Source organism: Candidatus Methylomirabilota bacterium (assembly GCA_035260325.1).
Lineage (GTDB): Bacteria > Methylomirabilota > Methylomirabilia > Rokubacteriales > CSP1-6 > AR19.
On sequence record DATFVL010000240.1, the window covers coordinates 34,815 to 48,846 of the forward strand.

At 71.0% G+C, this 14,032-nt stretch carries 11 protein-coding genes and 1 rRNA gene; 11 read left to right on the forward strand and 1 reads right to left on the reverse strand.

The genetic code is table 11. The features are described 5' to 3' along the window. Positions 1-50 precede the first annotated feature (50 nt). The 9 genes from VKG64_15270 (at position 51) to VKG64_15310 (ending at position 10,113) form a co-directional block, all read left to right on the forward strand. Complete coding sequence (locus tag VKG64_15270) at positions 51-1,904, forward strand: VCBS repeat-containing protein (GenBank protein HKB26396.1); 1,854 nt, start codon at positions 51-53, stop codon at positions 1,902-1,904. Positions 1,905-1,968: 64 nt separating this feature from the next. Beyond that, entirely contained in the window at positions 1,969-3,276 is a 1,308-nt protein-coding gene (gene hisS, locus VKG64_15275) for a histidine--tRNA ligase (GenBank protein ID HKB26397.1), read from the forward strand. Then, the gene (gene aspS, locus VKG64_15280) at positions 3,269-5,059 is read left to right on the forward strand and encodes an aspartate--tRNA ligase (GenBank protein HKB26398.1); all 1,791 of its coding nucleotides are present in this window, start codon (positions 3,269-3,271) and stop codon (positions 5,057-5,059) included. Before hisS ends, aspS begins: the two co-directional genes overlap by 8 nt. A gap of 2 nt (positions 5,060-5,061) precedes the next feature. Next, a complete protein-coding gene (locus VKG64_15285; GenBank protein HKB26399.1) occupies positions 5,062-6,078 on the forward strand; it encodes a PhoH family protein in 1,017 nt (338 codons plus the stop codon). Next, positions 6,078-6,539 (forward strand): rRNA maturation RNase YbeY, encoded by a 462-nt coding sequence (gene ybeY / locus VKG64_15290; GenBank protein ID HKB26400.1) that lies wholly within the window; start codon positions 6,078-6,080, stop codon positions 6,537-6,539. Before VKG64_15285 ends, ybeY begins: the two co-directional genes overlap by 1 nt. Then, the gene (era, locus tag VKG64_15295; protein ID HKB26401.1) at positions 6,536-7,444 is read left to right on the forward strand and encodes a GTPase Era; all 909 of its coding nucleotides are present in this window, start codon (positions 6,536-6,538) and stop codon (positions 7,442-7,444) included. Before ybeY ends, era begins: the two co-directional genes overlap by 4 nt. A 28-nt stretch (positions 7,445-7,472) precedes the next feature. Further along, the gene (locus VKG64_15300) at positions 7,473-7,865 is read left to right on the forward strand and encodes a hypothetical protein (GenBank protein HKB26402.1); all 393 of its coding nucleotides are present in this window, start codon (positions 7,473-7,475) and stop codon (positions 7,863-7,865) included. Next, positions 7,865-8,635 (forward strand): DNA repair protein RecO, encoded by a 771-nt coding sequence (recO, locus tag VKG64_15305; protein HKB26403.1) that lies wholly within the window; start codon positions 7,865-7,867, stop codon positions 8,633-8,635. The genes VKG64_15300 and recO overlap by 1 nt, the downstream gene beginning before the upstream one ends. A gap of 5 nt (positions 8,636-8,640) precedes the next feature. Beyond that, a complete protein-coding gene (locus VKG64_15310; GenBank protein HKB26404.1) occupies positions 8,641-10,113 on the forward strand; it encodes a glycine--tRNA ligase in 1,473 nt (490 codons plus the stop codon). A 15-nt stretch (positions 10,114-10,128) separates the two neighbouring features. Here VKG64_15310 and VKG64_15315 read toward each other — a convergent pair whose 3' ends face one another. Further along, positions 10,129-12,189: a penicillin-binding protein 1A gene (locus VKG64_15315; GenBank protein ID HKB26405.1), complete on the reverse strand. Its 2,061-nt coding sequence runs from the start codon at positions 12,187-12,189 to the stop codon at positions 10,129-10,131. Between the two features lie 80 nt (positions 12,190-12,269). On the opposite strand from VKG64_15315, the gene tyrS reads away from it, so the two are divergent. Then, positions 12,270-13,490 (forward strand): tyrosine--tRNA ligase, encoded by a 1,221-nt coding sequence (tyrS, locus tag VKG64_15320; protein HKB26406.1) that lies wholly within the window; start codon positions 12,270-12,272, stop codon positions 13,488-13,490. Positions 13,491-13,745: 255 nt separating this feature from the next. Further along, positions 13,746-14,032 (forward strand): 16S ribosomal RNA (locus VKG64_15325); the annotation flags it as partial.

Below are 14,032 nucleotides of genomic sequence, written 5' to 3' on the forward strand. Positions count from 1 at the left end.
AAGTTGACTCGAATCGGTGCGCGGGCTAGGCTCGACGCGTGGGAGACGTCATGAGGCCCTGGCTCGCGCGCGCCGCCGGCTGCGTCGCGCTCGTGCTCGCGGGCGCCGGCCCCGCCGCGGCCCAGACCGGGCCGCCCTCGCTCTCCGTCCTCGTCAACCAGGTCGTCGCGCTGTTCCCGCGGGTGAACGGCGACGTCCTCGAAGTCCAGGGCGAGGCGGTCACGATCGCGATCGGCAAGCGGGACGGTCTCATCCCCGGCGTCGAGCTCGCGCTCTACCGCGAAGGGCGGGAGCTGCGTCATCCGAAGACCGGCGAGGTGCTCGGCAAGACCGAGCAGGCCGTGGGGCGGATGCTGGTCCAGGAGGTCTTCGAGGCCTACGCGACGGGCAAGGCCGCGCCCGGCAGCGACGTCAAGCCCGGCGACCGCGCGCGCGTCTCGGCGGGCAAGATCAAGCTCACCCTCCTGTCGCTCGTGGACGGCGTCAAGGACACGCTCGCGGAGGCGGCGACGTACGAGCTGGTCGAGGCGCTCAGCCGGACCGGGCGGTTCCAGGTCGCCCTGGGCGATGCGGTCAACGTGTGGCTCGCCCAGCAGGGCGTGAAGCGCCAGGACGTGCTCGACGGCAAGGCGCTGGCCCCGATCGCCGAGCGGTTCAAGCTCGAGAACCTCCTCGTCGTCGCCTACACGCGCGTCGAGCGGCGGCCGTACATGGACGTGCGGCTCTTCGCCTTTCCGGGGGCGAGCGCGCTCCTGACCACCGCGCTCTTCGTCCCGCCCTCGATCAAGCCGGCCGCCAAGGGCGACTTCTCGGCGGCGGGCAAGCCGAAGGAGAGCCAGACGCCGAACGTCGTGAAGTCCCTCCTCGCGCGGCTCCTGACGGGCGAGCTCGACGCCGGGACCTACTCGAGCGGCGAGTCGCAGATCCCGCTGAAGGAGATCGCGAAGTTTCCGTACGTCGTGATCGCGATGGACGTCGCGGTGGCGCCGCAGGACGGCGTCGCGCGGATGGTGGTCACCGACGGCGAGAAGGTGTACCTCTACAAGATCGTCGAGCGGGTGCTCGAGGCGGAATGGACCTATAAGGCGGCCGCGCTCGGGCGTGTGTTCAGCGTTCAGCTCGGCGACTTCAACGGCGACGGCGTGCTGGACGTCGTGGTCAACCGGTACAGCCCGAACCCCGCGGTGCTCATGAGGTCCTTCATCCTCACGACGCAGGCCGGCAAGCCGGCGATGCTGGTCGACGGCGTGAACGACATCCTGCTGGCGGTCGACCCCAACGGCGAGGGCGTGAAGAAGACGCTCTGGGCCCAGCCCTTCGACCAGAAGGGCTTCTTCAAGGCGGGCGACGTCCAGCGCATGGTCCTCCGCAATGGCAAGCTCGTCGCCGACGGGCGCGTCCGGGTGCCGAGCACCTTCCGCGCGACGGGCGCGACGTTCGCGGGGATCGCCGGCAAGGGTCTCCGCGCGCTGGCCTTCGTGGACGAGTACAGCCGCATTCGGATCGCGTCGGCGGACGCGGAGGACCTGTGGCGCTCCGCGGCCCCGGTGGGCGGGGGCGGCGTGAAGCTCGAGGTGATGACGAACGTCGAGCGGGGCGGGCGCAGCTACATCTACACGTCGGAGCCCCAGCCGATCGCCGTGGACCTCGACGGCGACGGCGTCGAGGAGATCGTCGTGCCCCAGAACCAGCTGCCGGGCCGCATGGCCGTCGTGTACAAGGGGCCCGCGGGGTACCGGTTCCAGACGGTCAACTCCGGCTTCGAGGGCACGCTGACGGCGCTCGGGGCGATCCCGGGCGACGGCCCCGGGTCGGCGCCGACGCTCGTCATCGCCGTCGTGCGCTACCAGAACGTCCTCAACACCACCGGCGAAACCCAGATCATCGTGACCACCGGGGAGTGAGCCGGCACGCGTCCCCCGCTTCCCTGATTCCCCGCCTCCCGGCCGTGCCGATGACCGCGCGCCCATGAAGTTCGAGACGGCGCCGCCGCGCGGGATGAAGGACCTGCTGCCGCGGGAGGTGGAGCTTCGCGACCGCGCGGCGGCGACGATCCTCGCCACGTACAGGAAGTACGGCTTTCGCCGGATCGAGACGCCGGCGCTCGAGAACCTCGGACTGCTGCTGAGCAGCGAGGGCGGAGAGAACGAGAAGCTCGTCTTCAAGGTGCTCAAGCGGGGCGCCAAGCTCGAATCGGTCGCGACGCTCCGGGAAGACGACCTCGCCGATCTCGGGCTGCGCTTCGACCTGACGGTGCCGCTCGCGCGGTACTACGCGCACAACCGCGCCGAGCTGCCGGACCCCTTCAAGGCCATCCAGATCGGCCCGGTCTGGCGGGCCGAGCGGCCGCAGAAGGGCCGGTTCCGGCAGTTCACCCAGTGCGACATCGACATCCTGGGCGTCGCCTCCGAGGTCGCGGAGATCGAGCTCATCCTCGCGACCGCCGAGGCGCTCATCGAGCTCGGCCTCGAGCGCCCGCAGATCCGGCTGAACGATCGACGGCTCCTCGCGGCCATCGCGGCGCAGTGCGGCTTCGCGGGCCCCCGGCAGGGCGACGTCTTCGTCACCCTCGACAAGCTCGACAAGATCGGGCGGGAGGGCGTCGAGCGGGAGCTCCGGGCGGTCGGCCACGACGCGCGCGCGATCGAGCGGCTCTTCACGCTGGTCCTGCCCTCGAAGGACGAGCGCGATCCCGTCGCCGCCCTCGCGCAGCTCGCCGAGACGATTCCGGCCGTCCGGGAGCCCGCCGAGACGCTCCGGACGATCGTGCGCACGATCGAGGCGGAGGCGGGCCCGCGCTACGGGATCGCCTTCGACCCCACGCTGGTCCGCGGCATGGGCTACTACACCGGGCCGATCTTCGAGGCCACCTGCGAGGGGTACGGCGCGTCGGTCGCCGGCGGCGGCCGGTACGACCGGATGATCGGCCGGCTCCTGGGCGAAGACGTGCCGGCGTGCGGCTTCTCGATCGGCTTCGAGCGCGTCGTGTCGATCCTCGAGGCGAAGAGCGGGCTCGTCCGGCCGGACCGCGACCGGGTCGCGCTGATCTTCGAGCGGGGCGACGGTCCGGGCGAGGTCATCGCGGCCGCGAACCGGCTCCGGAGCAGGGGCCGGGCCGTCTCGCTGACGCTCAAGCGGAAGAACCTCGCGAGGCAGCTCGACGATCTCGCGCGGGACGGATTCGGCTCGTACGCGATCTTCCGCGCCGGGGCGGGCGCCCCGGAGGTCAAGCCGCTCGCGCTGCGCACGCCGGAGGCGAAGCGCGCCGATGCATAGCTACCGGACCCACACCTGCGGCGAGCTCCGGCTCGCGCACGCGGGGACGCCCGCCCGGCTCTCGGGATGGGTCCACCGCAAGCGCGACCACGGGGGCCTCCTCTTCATCGACCTCCGCGACCACTACGGGCTCACCCAGTGCGTATTCGCGGGCGGGAGCCCCGCCTTCAAGGCCGCCGAGGCGCTCAGGCTCGAGAGCGTGATCACCGTGACCGGCACGGTCGTGCCGCGCGCGCCGGACGCGGTCAACCCGAAGCTCGCCACCGGACAGGTCGAGCTCCAGGTCGCGGAGCTCGCCGTCCAGTCCGTGGCGGAGCCGCTCCCGCTCCAGGTCGCGAGCGACGCCGAGTTCCCCGAGGAGACGCGGCTCCGGTACCGCTTCCTCGACCTCCGGCGCGAGCGGGTCCACCGCAACATCATGCTGCGGAGCCGCGTGATCGCCTCGATCCGCCGGCGGATGATCGACGCCGGGTTCACGGAGTTCCAGACGCCCATCCTCACGGCGAGCTCGCCCGAGGGGGCGCGCGACTATCTGGTGCCGAGCCGCGTCCATCCCGGCACGTTCTACGCGCTGCCCCAGGCGCCGCAGCAGTTCAAGCAGCTCCTGATGACCGCGGGGTTCGACCGCTACTTCCAGATCGCGCCCTGCTTCCGCGACGAGGACGGCCGGGCCGACCGGTCGCCGGGCGAGTTCTACCAGCTCGACTTCGAGATGTCGTTCGTGACGCAGGAGGACGTCTTCGCCGCGATCGAGCCCGTGCTGCACGGGGTCTTCGAGGAGTTCGGGGGCGGCGCCGCGGTGACGCCGCCGCCGTTCCCGCGCATCCCGTTCGACGAGGCGATGCTCCGGTACGGCACGGACAAGCCGGACCTCCGCAACCCGCTCCTCGTCTCGGACGTGACCGAGACGTTCCGCGGCGGGAGCCTCGCGGTGTTCGCCGCGGCGATCGAGGCCGGTGCGGTCGTCCGGGCGGTGCAGGCACCCGGCGCCGCGGCCCAGCCGCGGAGCTTCTTCGACCGGCTCGGCCAGTGGGCGCGCGACGAGGGGGCGCCCGGGCTCGGCTACGTCGTCTTCACGGACGGCGGCGCCCGGGGGCCGATCGCGAAGTTCCTCGACGCCGACCGGCTCGCGCGCCTGCGCGCGGCGGCGGGCGTGGGGGAGGGCGACGCGGTGTTCTTCGTCTGCGACCGGAAGGCCGCGGCGGAGCGGCTCGCGGGCCGCGCGCGCGCGCGCGTGGGCGCGGAGCTCGGCCTCGTCGAACCCAACGCCTTCCGCTTCTGCTGGGTCACGGACTTCCCGATGTACGAGTACAACGAGGAGACGAAGAAGATCGAGTTCAGCCACAACCCGTTCTCGATGCCCCAGGGCGGGCTCGCGGCGCTCGAGACCCAGGATCCGCTGGCGATCGAGGCCTACCAGTACGATATCGTGTGCAACGGCGTGGAGCTCTCGAGCGGTGCGATCCGCAACCACCGCGCCGACGTCATGTTCAAGGCCTTCGCCATCGCCGGCTACACGCGCGAGGAGGTGGAGGCGCGCTTCGGCGGCATGCTGAACGCGTTCCGGTACGGCGCGCCCCCGCACGGCGGGTCGGCGCCGGGCATCGATCGGATCGTGATGCTCCTCGCCGGCGAGACGAACATCCGCGAGGTCATCGCGTTCCCGATGAACCAGCAGGCCCAGGATCTGCTGATGCAGGCGCCTGCGCCGGTGCCGCCCGAGCGGCTCAAGGAACTGCACCTCCGGCTCGACCTGCCGAGTGTAGACTCGAAGAAGGACTGAGCGTGAGCGAAGCCACGACGATCACGCGCCGCATCTCGATCGCCCCGGACGTCGACCTGCTGCCCCTCCTCGGGCGCAACGACGATCATCTCCGGACCCTCGAGCACGAGCTCGACATCCGCATCGTCGCCCGCGGCCACGACCTGACGCTCCGGGGCGAGGAGCGCCAGGTGCGGAAGGCCGAGCGCGCGCTCGGCCAGCTGGCCGAGGTCGTGCGCTCGGGCGCCCCGCTGCGGGCGGTCGAGGTCCGCGCCGCGCTCCAGATGCTGTCGGAGGACGAGGACGCGGACCTGAAGGCGGTGTTCGCAGACGCGATTCCCGTCCCGTCGCGGAAGAAGTGGATCGCGCCGAAGACGCTGGGACAGAAGCGGTACGTCGACGCCATCCGCAAGCACGACATGGTGTTCGCGATCGGGCCCGCGGGCACGGGCAAGTCGTACCTGGCCGTCGCGATGGCGGTGTCGGCGCTCATGAAGCGCGAGGTCGCCCGGATCGTGCTGACGCGGCCCGCGGTCGAGGCCGGTGAGCGCCTCGGCTTCCTCCCCGGCGACCTCTACGAGAAGGTCCATCCCTACCTCCGGCCGCTCTACGACGCGCTCTACGACATGCTCGAGGCCGAGAAGGTCCAGAGCCTCATGGAGAAGGGCGCGATCGAGATCGCGCCGCTCGCCTACATGCGCGGGCGCACGCTCAACGACTCGTTCATCATCCTCGACGAGGCGCAGAACTCGACGAGCGAGCAGATGAAGATGTTCCTCACGCGGCTCGGGTTCAGCTCGAAGATGGTGATCACGGGCGACGTGACGCAGGTGGACCTGCCGGCCTCGCGCGGCTCGGGGCTCATCGAGGTCCAGCGGATCCTCCGGGACGTCGAGGGCATCCGGTTCGTCTACTTCGACGACCGGGACGTCATCCGTCACCAGCTGGTCTCCGCGATCGTCCGCGCGTACGAGGCCTGGACCGCGCCCCCGCGCGACGACGCGCCGCCGGGCGGCGGCGCCGCCGCCGCCCGCGCGTGATGGCAGCGACGGTCTCGCGCCGCCGGCATCGTCCCGCCGTCTCTCCGTCCCGCCTCGCGCGGGCCGCCGGCCGCGCGCTCGGGGCGCTCGGCCGGCCGCGGGGCCGGGTCGAGATCCTCGTCGTGGACGACGCCGGGATCCGGCGCCTGAACGCGGCGTGGCGCGGCGTCCGCCGGCGCACCGACGTCCTGGCCTTCCCGCTCGAGCTGGCCGACGCGCCCGCCGGTCTCGTCGGCCAGATCGTGATCTCGGCGGACACGGCGCGCCGCCAGGCGCGGCGGGGCGGCGTGCCGCTCGCCAGCGAGCTCGACCTCCTGGTCACGCACGGCGTTCTGCACGCGGTCGGCTGGGACGACCGCGACCCGGTCGAGGCGGGCCTCATGCACGCGCGCGAGCGCGCGATCCTCTCCGCCGGCGGCCGCCGGCCGCCGGCGGGGCTCTGGCGGGGGCTCCTCCCGTGAGGTCGGGCGCCAAGCACCGGGCGGGCTTCGTGTCGCTGATCGGCCGGCCGAACGCCGGCAAGTCCACGCTCCTCAATCGCCTCGTCGGCGAGAAGCTCGCGATCGTCTCGCCGCGGCCGCAGACGACGCGGAATCGGATCACGGCGATCCGGAACCTGCCGGGGGCGCAGATCGTGTTCGTGGACACGCCGGGGCTCCAGCCCGGCGGCGGCAAGCTCGGCGCGTTCATGCAGAAGATCGCGGAGCGCGCAGTCGAGGACGTGGATCTCGTCTGCCTCGTCGTGGACGCGACCCGGCCCGCCGGGCCCGACCCGCTGCTGCTCGCGCCGCTCGCGTCGTATCAGGGCCCCGTCTTCTGCGTGCTGACCAAGACCGATCTCGTCAGGCCGAAGGTGCGGCTCCTCGAGGCGATCGCGGCGTGGCGCGGGGTCCGGTCCTTCCGCGAGATCGTGCCCGTCTCGGCGCTCGACGGGACGAACTGCGACCGGCTGCTCGAGCTGGCCGTCGGCCTCCTGCCCGAGCACCCCGCCTTCTTCCCGCCGGACGCGACGAGCGACCAGCCCGAGACCTTCTACGTGGCCGAGGTCATCCGCGAGAAGATCTTCCTCCTGACGCGCGAGGAGGTGCCCTACGCCGCGGCGGTGCGCGTCGCGGAGCTCACCGAGCGCGTGCGGCCCCCGTGCCTGTACGTGCGCGCGACGATCTTCGTCGAGCAGGACTCGCAGAAGGGCATCCTCATCGGCAAGGGCGGCGCGATGCTCAAGCGGATCGGCACGGCCGCCCGGCGCGACCTCGAGGCGTTCTTCGGGATCAAGGTGTTCCTCGCCCTCGCGGTGGACGTGCGCCGGCGCTGGCGCCGCGACGACGCGGCGCTGCGCGAGTTCGGCTTCAGGCTGACGTCGTGATGGGGCTCGGTGCCGTTCGGTGCCGCCCATGAGTACGGTGGGACGCCTCGGGCTGATCGTCCTCGCCGTGGCGGCGGGCGGTCACGTGACCCCCTCCGGATCGAACACGACTCTCATGGCCGGCTGGGAGCGCCATTTCGCCCTGGAGTGGACGATCGAGGTGGAACAGGGCGGGACCCGTCGGCTCCGCGGCTACATCAACAACCAGCATGGGGAGTCTGTCGAGGACGTGAGGGTCCTCGCGCAGGCGCTGGACGCCTCCGGAACCGTCGTGGGCCGGCGCATCACCTGGGTTCTCGGTGTCGTTGGCGGATTCGGGCGTGCCTACTTCGAGGTCCAGCATCTCCCTCCCGCCGACCACTACCTGCCGACGGTCTGGGACTACAGCTTCGTCCAGGGCCAGGGCGACGGCTGGTACTGATGGGGCTCGGCCGGACCGCGGCGGTCGTGATCGGCTCGTTCCCGCTCGGCGAGAGCGACCGTATCGTCACCTTCTACACGCGCGAGTTCGGCAAGCTCCGCGGCGTGGCCAAGGCCTCGCGGCGGCTCCGCTCGCGCTTCTCGGGCGCGCTCGAGCTCTTCACGCTGGGCGAGCTGGTCTTCTTCGACGGGGGCCGGAGCGAGCTGGTCCAGATCGACCACTTCGACATCGTGCGGCCCTTCGCGCGCGTGCGCGAGGACCTCGCGCGGCTCGGCCGCGCCGCGTGGATCGTCGAGTGCGTCGCGCGCCTCACCGCCGAGCACGACCGGCACGCCGCCCTCTACGGCCTTCTGGTGCGGAGCCTCAAGGCCCTCGAGGGCGCGGCGCCGCCCGCGCGCGTCGCGGTCTGCTTCGGGGTGCGCGGCCTCGACGCGCTCGGCCACCGGCCGCGCCTCGACGCGTGCACGGTGTGCGGGCGCGCCTACCCGTTCCGGCAGGCCGCCCTCGGGGCCGGAGGCGTCGTGTGCGAGGCGTGCGCGCGGCGCGAGCCGGGGCTCGTGCCGGTCTCGCCGGCGGCCGTCGCCGCCCTCGAGTGGCTCCGGTCGGCGCGCTGGGAGGAGGCGCTGGCGGCGCCGCTCGGCCGGAGCGAGGCCGAGCTCGTCGTGCTGCTCGATCGCCAGATGTCGGGGCTCATCGGCCAGCCGACCCGCACCACGAAGTTCCTGCGCGAGCTCGAGCGGCTCGAGCCCACCCCCGGAGGGCGCGCGTGACGACCATGGACACGATCGTCTCGCTGTGCAAGCGGCGGGGCTTCGTCTTCCAGTCGAGCGAGATCTACGGCGGCATCGCCTCGTGCTGGGACTACGGGCCGCTGGGCGTCGAGCTGAAGAACAACGTCAAGCGGGTGTGGTGGCGGGACAACGTGACCCTGCGCGCCGACATGGTCGGGCTCGACGCCGCGATCCTCATGCACCCAACCGTCTGGAAGGCGAGCGGCCACCTCGACCACTTCACCGACCCCATGGTGGACTGCAAGGCGTGCCGGCGGCGGTTCCGCGCCGACAAGCTCGACGAGCAGCCGTGGACCCACTACTGTCCGGCGACGAAGGGCAACAAGTTCGAGGTGCCCGCGGGCGAGCCGTGCCGGCACTGCGGCGCCCGGCGTACGCTGTGTCCGGAATGCGGCAAGGGGGAGCTGACCGCGCCCCGGCAGTTCAACCTCATGTTCAAGACCTTCATGGGACCGGTCGAGGAGGACGCGGCGGTCACCTACCTCCGGCCCGAGACGGCGCAGGGCATCTTCGTGAACTTCGACAACGTCCTCCAGGCCATGCGCCTCAAGCTCCCGTTCGGCGTCGCCCAGATCGGGAAGGCCTTCCGCAACGAGATCACCCCCGGGAACTTCATCTTTCGCACGCACGAGTTCGAGCAGATGGAGATCGAGTTCTTCGTCAACCCGGCCGACACGCTCGACGGCCGCCCCGCCGACGAAGTCTGGCACGAGCGCTGGATCGAGGAGCGGTTCGCGTGGTACCCGCGCTACGGCATCCGTCGTGAGCACCTCCGGCTGCGCGAGCACGAGAAGGAGGAGCTCGCCCACTACGCCAAGCGGACCGCCGACATCGAGTACAAGTTCCCGATCGGCTGGAGCGAGCTCGAGGGCATCGCGAACCGCACCGACTTCGACCTCAAGCAGCACGCTCGGGCCAGCGGGAAGGCGCTCACGTACTTCGACGAGGAGCGGAAGACCCACGTGGTCCCCTACGTGATCGAGCCCTCGGCGGGCGCCGACCGCTCCGTCCTCGCGTTCCTCGTGGACGCCTATCGCGAGGAGGAGGTCCGCGGCGAGAAGCGCGTGGTGCTGCGCTTCCACCCGGACCTCGCGCCGATCAAGATCGCCGTGCTCCCGCTCCTCAAGAAGCGCCCGGAGATCGTCGCGACCGCTCGGGAGCTGCGCGCCCGGCTCGCGCGCCGCTGGATGAGCGTGTACGACGACACGGCGGCGATCGGCCGGCTCTATCGGCGTCAGGACGAGGTCGGCACGCCTTACTGCGTGACGGTGGACGTGCAGACCGTGGGCGACGCGGAGAAGGGCGAGACGGGCGACCGGAAGGTGACGATCCGCGAGCGCGACTCGATGGAGCAGATCCGGGTGCCGATCGAGGAGCTGTCCGGGGTGTTCGGCGAGCTGTTCGACGGCGCCGCCTGGCGGACGGCGGCGGGGCGCTATCCGCCGGCGAAAGGCTAGCAGGGCGAGCGAAATCTAGGGACTCGGCGGCGCGGGGATGGGCGGCGCCTCGCCGCGGCGCTGGCCGACGCCGGCGCACGAGACCGCCGGCTCGGTGCCCTTGATGAAGGCCATCCGCACCGGGCGCACGCACTCGCCGGACGGGTCCTCGTCCACCAGCAGCGAGACGACGCCCTCGGGCACCGCGAAATCCTCGCGCGGGCTGTCGCCGAGGATCTTGGCCATGTACGCGACCCAGATCGGCACCGCGACGCGCGAGCCGGTCTCGTCGTGGCCGAGGCTCCGCGGCCGGTCGTACCCGACCCACACGCCCGTCGCCAGCCGGGGCGTGAAACCGATGAACCACGCGTTCGAGTAGTCGTTGGTCGTCCCCGTCTTCGCGGCGATCGGGCGGCCGAGGGCCTTGGCGGCCTGGCCCGTGCCGCGCTCGACGACGCCGCGGAGCATGCTGGTGATCACGTACGCGGTCTCCGGCGCGACGGCCTCACGGCCCTCGGGGACATGCTCCTCGAGCAGCTTGCCCTGTGCGTCGGTGACGTAACGGACCGTCACCGGGGGCATCCACAGGCCCTGGTTCGCGAGCGCGCTGTAGGCGGACGTGAGCTCGAGCAGCGAGAGGTCGGAGGTGCCGAGCGCCAGGCTCAGGTTGATCTCGAGGGGACTCGTGATGCCGAGCCGCCGCGCCACCTGGATCGTCTTGCTGAGCCCGATCCGCTCCTGGAGCTTCACGGTCACGACGTTCACCGACTCCTCGACGGCCTGCTGGAGCGTCGTGGGCCCGCGGAACTTGCGGTCGTAGTTCTCGGGCTTCCACGCCTGGCTGTTCGCCCCCACGGCGTACGAGACCGGCGCGTCCTCGATGCGCGTCGCGGGCGTGAAGCCCGCTTCGAGCGCCGCGATGTAGATGAAGGGCTTGAACGCCGAGCCGGGCTGGCGCTTGGCCTGGACCGCGCGGTTGAACTCGCTCCGGAGGAAGTCGTACCCGCCGACCATGGCCTTCACGTAGCCGGTCTGCGGCTCGATGGTGATGACGGCGCCCTCGGGATGCTCGCCGGGCCGCGGCTTCGCCGTGCGGCTCTCGACCGCCTTCAGGCCCTCGCGTAGCGCCTGCTCGGCGGCGAGCTGCATGGACGGGTTGAGCGTCGTGTAGACGTTGAGGCCGCCCTTGAACACGAGGTCCGCGCCGTACTTGGTCTCGAGCGCCTGCTGGACGTAGTCGAGGAAGTACTGGCCCGTCGAGCGGCGGCGCTCGGGCGGGATCAGCCCGAGGTCGGTCTTCGCGAGCCGCTTGGCCTCGTCGTCCTTGAGCGCGCCGTACTCGGCCAGGCGCCGGAGCACGACCTCGCGCCGGCGCTTCGCGACGGCGGCGTGGTCGAACGGCGAATAGCTCGACGGCGCGCGCGGCAGCCCGGCGAGGAGCGCGGCCTCGCGCACGTCGAGGTCGGCGACCGACTTGCCGAAGTAGGTGCGCGCGGCCGCCTCGACGCCGTACGCGCCGTGCCCGAAGTAGACCTGGTTCAGGTACATCTCCAGGATGCGGTCCTTCGAGTAGCGGCGCTCGAGCTGGAGGGCCAGCGCCGCCTCCCGGAGCTTTCGGTCGAGGCTCTTGTCCGGCGTGAGGAAGAGCACCTTCGCGAGCTGCTGCGTGATCGTGCTGCCGCCCTCGACGATCCGCCCCCGCCGGTAGTTCTGCACGACGGCGCGCGCGATCCCGATCGGGTCCACGCCCCAGTGCGAGTAGAAGCGCCGGTCCTCGGTCGCGATGACCGCGTCGCGCAGCGGCTGGGGGATCTGGGCCAGCGGCACCAGGATGCGCCGCTCGACGTGGAGCTCGCTGATGACCTCGTCGTTGTCGTCGTAGATCTTGGTGCCCTGGATGGGCTGGAGCGTCTCGAGCGCGGTGACCGACGGGAGCGACCGGGGCAGGATCGTGAACGCCCAGAGCGCCGCCACGCCCACGGCCGAGGCGGCGAGGAGCGTCAGCACGCCGACGACCAGGAGCGCCCAGCGGAGGAGGCGGCGCGCGAGGGGCCGCGTCGGCCGGGATTCGGGGGGTGTGCGCCTCCGGACGACCATCCCGAACATTATACCGTCCGCGCTGAGGCGCGGTACCCGCCTTGCGTCGTCCAACGCCGGTGTGATACAACGCCGATGCTTTGAGCCGTCGTCCGTTCGCTCCCGCGGAAGAGCAGCTCCGTGTCGTCCGGCGCGGGACCGCTCAAATCATCGTGGAGACCGAGCTGCGGGACAAGCTCGAACGCTCACGGCGGAGCGGGGAGCCGCTCAAGGTGAAGCTCGGACTCGATCCGACCGCGCCGGACCTCCATCTCGGCCACACGGTGGTGCTGCGGAAGCTTCGCGACTTCCAGGACCTCGGCCACCAGATCATCGTCATCATCGGCGACTTCACGGGGATGATCGGGGACCCGACCGGGCGCTCGGAGACGCGCAAGCCGCTCACCTGGGACGAGATCCGCGCGAACGCGGACACCTACCGCGGCCAGCTCGGGAAGGTGCTCGACATGACCCGGACCCGGATCGAGTTCAACTCGACGTGGCTCGCGAAGCTCACGTTCGAGCACGTGATCCGCGAAACCGCCCACCTCACGGTCGCCCGCATGCTCCAGCGCGAGGACTTCGCCGCGCGCCACGCCTCGGACCGCCCGATCAGCCTGCACGAGTTCCTCTACCCGATCGCCCAGGCCTACGACTCGGTCGCGCTCGGCGCCGACGTCGAGCTGGGCGGAACGGACCAGACCTTCAACCTGCTGGTGGGCCGCGATCTCCAGCGGGCGCACGGCCAGGAGCCCCAGATCGCGCTCACGGTCCCGATCCTCGAGGGGCTCGACGGCACGCAGAAGATGTCCAAGAGCCTCGGCAACTACGTGGGGATCAACGAGAAGCCCGAGGACATCTTCGGCAAGCTCATGTCGGTCTCGGACGAGCTGATGTGGCGCTATTACGAGCTCCTGACGCGGATCCCGGAGAACGAGATCGCGTCGCTCCGCGCGGGCCACCCGATGGACGCGAAGAAGCGGCTGGCACGGACGCTCACGGCCCAGTACCACGGCGAGACCGCGGCCGCCGCGGCCGAGGCGCACTTCGTGCGCGTCCATCAGCAGCGGGACCGGCCGCCGACCGTCGAGCGGCAGCGGGTCGCCGCGCCGGGGGGACGGATCACCCTGGTGCGCGCGCTGACGGCCACGGGCATGGTGGCCTCCAACTCCGAGGCGCGGCGGCAGATCCAGCAGGGCGCAGTGGAGGTGAATCGCGAGCGCGTGCGTCAGGTCGACGCCGAGCTCCGGGCCGGGCAGACGTACGCGGTCAAGGTCGGCAAGCGCCGGTTCCAGGAGATCGAGGTCACCGACGCCGGGTAACCTGGCACCGCCGCCGAAGGACTTGACATGCTGGGCCCCTATCCGTATAGTCAAGTTTCGCCCACGGTGACGTGGGCTTGTCGTGAAGCTCGGTCACCTTCCAAAGCTGACCGCAGTGCTCTTTGAAAGCCGGATATGCTACTGGCTCACCGAAAAGGTGTGAGCACCCATCCGTTCTATCGAGCCTTGCGCTCGGCCGAGTAACTGTCGAGCAGCATCGCAGTGAAACGTTCGAGCTACCAGGGTTCATCGCTTTTCTTGGCGAGTTTGATCCTGGCTCAGAGCGAACGCTGGCGGCGTACTTAACACATGCAAGTCAAACGGGGATCGTCGGGTTAGCAATAATTCGGCGGTCCTAGTGGCGCACGGGTGAGTAACACGTGGGTAACCTGCCCTAGAGACCGGGATACCCTCTCGAAAGGGAGGCTAATACTGGATACGTTCCCCGGGTCGCGAGACTCGGGGAGGAAAGGTGGCGAAAGCTGCCGCTCTTGGAGGGGCTCGCGGCCTATCAGCTAGTTGGTGAGGTAACGGCTCACCAA

Excerpts from the sequence above, each read along its gene's own strand:
- recO (HKB26403.1), top strand. The coding sequence starts at position 7,865 with ATGGGGCTCGGCCGGACCGCGGCGGTCGTGATCGGCTCGTTCCCGCTC.
- VKG64_15300 (HKB26402.1), top strand. The coding sequence starts at position 7,473 with ATGAGTACGGTGGGACGCCTCGGGCTGATCGTCCTCGCCGTGGCGGCG.
- VKG64_15315 (HKB26405.1), bottom strand. The coding sequence starts at position 12,189 with ATGGTCGTCCGGAGGCGCACACCCCCCGAATCCCGGCCGACGCGGCCC.
- hisS (HKB26397.1), top strand. The coding sequence starts at position 1,969 with ATGAAGTTCGAGACGGCGCCGCCGCGCGGGATGAAGGACCTGCTGCCG.
- aspS (HKB26398.1), top strand. The coding sequence starts at position 3,269 with ATGCATAGCTACCGGACCCACACCTGCGGCGAGCTCCGGCTCGCGCAC.
- VKG64_15310 (HKB26404.1), top strand. The coding sequence starts at position 8,641 with ATGGACACGATCGTCTCGCTGTGCAAGCGGCGGGGCTTCGTCTTCCAG.
- VKG64_15270 (HKB26396.1), top strand. The coding sequence starts at position 51 with ATGAGGCCCTGGCTCGCGCGCGCCGCCGGCTGCGTCGCGCTCGTGCTC.
- ybeY (HKB26400.1), top strand. The coding sequence starts at position 6,078 with ATGGCAGCGACGGTCTCGCGCCGCCGGCATCGTCCCGCCGTCTCTCCG.